This is a genomic window from Bacillus sp. GMs2/2, assembly GCF_050172095.1.
In the GTDB taxonomy this organism is placed as follows: Bacteria; Bacillota; Bacilli; order Bacillales; family Bacillaceae_G; genus Bacillus_A; species Bacillus_A cereus.
This window is the reverse complement of record NZ_JBNLYE010000341.1, coordinates 1-4,112: the sequence shown is the minus strand read 5'-3', so window position 1 is coordinate 4,112 and position 4,112 is coordinate 1. Positions and strand designations below refer to the sequence as shown.

Here is a 4,112-nt window from a genome sequence, read left to right as displayed (position 1 = left end):
ATATTGCTATTATATTAGCGAAAGCAATATATTGGGGGGACAAAAATGAAATTGAAATTAACATCTAAATTGGAAAGATTAAGAACAAGTAAAAAGGGGATTGGTGCTTGTGTTTTGGCTGCAGGCATGACAGCAATCACAATGACTCCTCAAAGTGCGTATGCACACGGGTTTGTTGAAAAGCCGAGTAGTCGTGCTGCTTTATGTAGTCAGAATTATGGGGCATTAAATTTAAATTGTGGAAATGTAATGTATGAACCTCAAAGTCTAGAAGCACCTAAAGGGTTTCCCGATGGTGGACCGATTGATGGTAAAATCGCTTCGGCAGGAGGACTATTTGGAGGAACTCTTGACCAACAAACAACAAATCGTTGGTTCAAAAACACAATTAAGGGTGGAGAAAATACATTTACATGGAAATATACAGCAGCACATTCTACAAGTAAATGGCATTATTACATTACAAAAAAAGGATGGGATCCTAATAAACCATTAACACGTGCGGAATTAGAACCAATTGGAACTGTAAAACATGACGGTTCGGCCGCATCAAATAATTTAACACATACAATTAATGTACCAACTGATCGTAATGGTTATCATGTTATTTTAGCTGTATGGGATGTAGCAGATACGTCAAATGCCTTTTATAATGTAATTGATGTAAATTTAGTAAATAATGAAACACCTGATACAGTAGCTCCAAGTCAACCAACTGAATTAAATGCCTCTAAAGTTTCTGCCAATAGTGTTGAAATAACATGGAAGGCCTCTACTGATAATATAGGTGTAAAAGAATATCAAGTGTTACGTAATGGAGAAGTAATTAATACGGTACCAGGTACAACTTTTATTGATAAAAAACTAAAAGCAGATACGGAATATACTTATACAATAAAGGCATTAGACTCTGCTGGAAACATATCAAAAGAAAGTGAAAAACTAAAGGTTAAGACAACACATGCAATCCCAGATATAGAGGCTCCAGCTCAACCAAAAGGATTACATAGTATGGGTACAACGGCGACAACTGTTGATTTGATGTGGAGTCCGTCAGAAGATAATGTAGGTGTTGACCATTATATTGTATATAGAGAAAGCGCTGGGGTTATGAATAAAATTGGGACGGCGGCTAATACATCCTTTATGGATAAAGATTTGAAGGCTAATACATCGTATAAATATGTAGTGACGGCGGTTGATTTAGCTGGAAATGAATCTAGTAGAAGTGATGTTTTGAATGTAACAACAAAGTTAGAGGATTCCGCATATGAAAAATGGGATGCAAGAAAAGCATATACTAAAGGTGATAGAGTAATACATGAGGGGAAAGTGTACGAAGCGGTTCAAAATCATCAAGGAAATGGCGACTCAAATTGGATTTTTGCTTTATCGCTTTGGAAGCCAGTTTTGAATAAATGATAAGCTGAAAAAGGTAGTTAACAAATTTGGATTGCTCTTTAAAAATTAAGGGCTGTTTCAAATATAATTATCTAATGGATTAAATAATATGTTAATAAAGTGAAATTTTAATCAGTGAAGGTTTTGTTCATCCCCCACTGATTATCATCCCTCACCAATCGGGCTTTTACGGGCGCCCGTTAATGCGGGATAAAATTTAAACGCCATCCTAATGTTTACGAAATGAAATTAAAAAAGAATCCCAATGGAATTCCATTGGGATTCTTTTTTTTTAATTTGTAATAGCGTATATTTTCACTGTGAATTTTCTAGTGGCACCAATTGGACTTGCAATATAATATTTAGTATTTGTGTAAGCTTCAGTCCTAGATTCATGTGAAATATTTTTCCAACGAGTAGAATCTATTCCTAGGGAAACATCAATCATTACATTGAAAGAAATAGTAGAAGGATAATCTTTTTCTGAAGGCTCAATAACCCATTTTAATTCTTTGGTACCTACAGGTAAACTATCAATTTTAAAGTTTTGGCTGGATCGATTTTGTTGCCCTGATAAAGGACTAGATTCAGATGATATTTGTGAAATTAATATTTCTTTTTCATTTGAATGTATACCATTTAATTTAATGATACTATCAATTAAACCTGGACCGGGAAAATCAGCTGCGATGATACCAGAATGTTTAATTGCGCCTTGTTGTAAGAGTTCGGTCCCAAGTGTATTCATCCCCCCATAGTATACTTGTCCGTTTCTATCACGAGGGAAATCACTCCACGCATTAGTGGAATTCGTTTGAATCAATTTAGGACTACTGTCAGTATTCCTGCTCTCTTTTCCGCTTGCAACAAACCAAGGATATACATTATTTAAAAATGCGGCTGCGCCTCCCGTACCACTAAAATGGTTGAGGTAAATTTTTCTAGTATTAAAATTAATATTTGTATTTTGTAGATGGTTTTTTATCGCAATCCATTTTGTATATATTTCGTCTGGTCCGCTTCCAATTTCAAATTTATCTTGTATATTTAAACCTTCGTAATCAATCCCGTACAATTGAGCGGATGTAAAGTTTTGTAAGATTACAATTTTTCCGCGGGTATCTCCTAAAGTAGGGTTATTTCTATCTGAAGTTGGTACGGAATTAGGATCCCAAAAATATGAAGCATTAACGTTTTTATATTTTAAAAATATCTCCTCAAATGATAGAGATCCACTTTCAGGATTAGTTTCTTCTTTTAAGCGCATTAATATTGTTTCTGTTGGATGATCTTTTAAAAATTGAATGGTCTCTTTTAATACATCTTCAAACACAGCTTTTTGATTTACAACGCCATGATACATTGCAAAAGAATCTTTTACACGTTTAACACGCATATCTACATATCGAATTCCAGAATTTAATTGTTGGGATAAACTCATAGTTTGATTTCTTGTCAAATTTTCATCAAGAAAACTCGCTCCATGTAAAGCCATCGTACCGTGAGTCCCTGGAATAGATATTTCACTTATTTTTGTTGAACCTTCTATTTTCGACATCCACGATGGATTTTGATACCCTATATTGGATTCATAGGAGTAACCTGGATGACTATCAGCTAAAATAGTAGATGGTGTACTTAAACTTGCTAGTGTAATACAAGTAAGGATGCTAATTTTAAAGAAATTTCTCATTTTTATTTTGTTCATTTTTTCTCTCCTGACCTTTAAACAATTGTTAGATGATTTTTTACTATATTTATTGTTTTTCATTCTTAAGATAATAAATTTTTGTATTTAAAAATAATTAACAATAGGAGGAGTAAGTTATTTGAGACTTTAATAATTTTTTATTATAAATTGTCCCTAATAGCCAAGCGGATTCTTGAAAACTCGAAGTATAGCCTCCAAAAAATAACTGTTTATCGTATTGAATACAAACAAAACAGAAGTCCTAAAAAAGACTTCTATTTTGTGACATATAATGAATGATAAGGTGGTAAACAAATCAAGATAATGTGATTGAGTGGTAAAAATTTATTAATAGCTGTTTTAGAATCTCTTATAACAAGGCTGATTACAAAAAGCGGATCTCTACACTGCTAATAAAAATTGAAAAATTCTACTCATTAAAACTTAGACTAACTACAGTTGCAATTGATTGGGCTGCATGTTCCCAGCTTCCATCTATAACTTTACCAATCTGCTGACCAAGTGCATTTAAATCATTTGGATTAACTGGAATTCCATTATACGCAGCAAGAATTGATAAAAGTGGAGCAGCAAATGGTGTCCAACCACCTCTATCAATATTAAATACAGGTTTATCTAGTAGCTTTCCATCTTGTACTGTAAACTCATAATAAAATTGATCATCTGGACGAAAACTTAAATGATGAGAGATTTGCCCCTTAACATATTTTTTTCCTGCACCTAGATTTACTACTTCTATTTCCTTTACATTAAATTCATGTTCAAATACTTTGATTTTTTTGACTTCTGGACCATTTAAGGCAGCTTGAACGGCTGTTTCCAAATTGTTTTGTGCAAAAGGTTGAATACTTAATTGTGCCTCTTTTAGTTGAATAGGAGCCTCCTTTTCTGCAGCAAACACCGAGGTAGTAGGTAGTGCACCTGTAGCTAACGTAGCTGCAAGTGCCGTTGTCATCATGATTTTTCGTTTCATCTTCATAGTTTTCCTTCCTCTCTTAAA

Annotated in this window: 3 protein-coding genes; 1 reads left to right on the top strand and 2 read right to left on the bottom strand. The window is 33.6% G+C overall.

The window, feature by feature from the left end; all coding sequences use genetic code 11:
* The first annotated feature begins 45 nt into the window (after positions 1-45).
* Positions 46-1,422, top strand: coding sequence for a lytic polysaccharide monooxygenase (locus tag ACQGS6_RS23825; RefSeq protein WP_025966609.1), 1,377 nt, complete (start codon positions 46-48; stop codon positions 1,420-1,422).
* Positions 1,423-1,693: 271 nt separating this feature from the next.
* Here the strand turns inward: ACQGS6_RS23825 and ACQGS6_RS23820 are convergent, their stop codons facing one another.
* Together ACQGS6_RS23820 and ACQGS6_RS23815 are read right to left on the bottom strand one after the other, a co-directional pair.
* The gene (locus tag ACQGS6_RS23820; protein ID WP_001033594.1) at positions 1,694-3,109 is read right to left on the bottom strand and encodes a phosphatidylinositol-specific phospholipase C; all 1,416 of its coding nucleotides are present in this window, start codon (positions 3,107-3,109) and stop codon (positions 1,694-1,696) included.
* Between the two features lie 412 nt (positions 3,110-3,521).
* Positions 3,522-4,091, bottom strand: a complete 570-nt coding sequence (locus ACQGS6_RS23815) for a methyltransferase (RefSeq protein WP_426965705.1) — start codon at positions 4,089-4,091, stop codon at positions 3,522-3,524.
* Positions 4,092-4,112 lie beyond the last annotated feature (21 nt).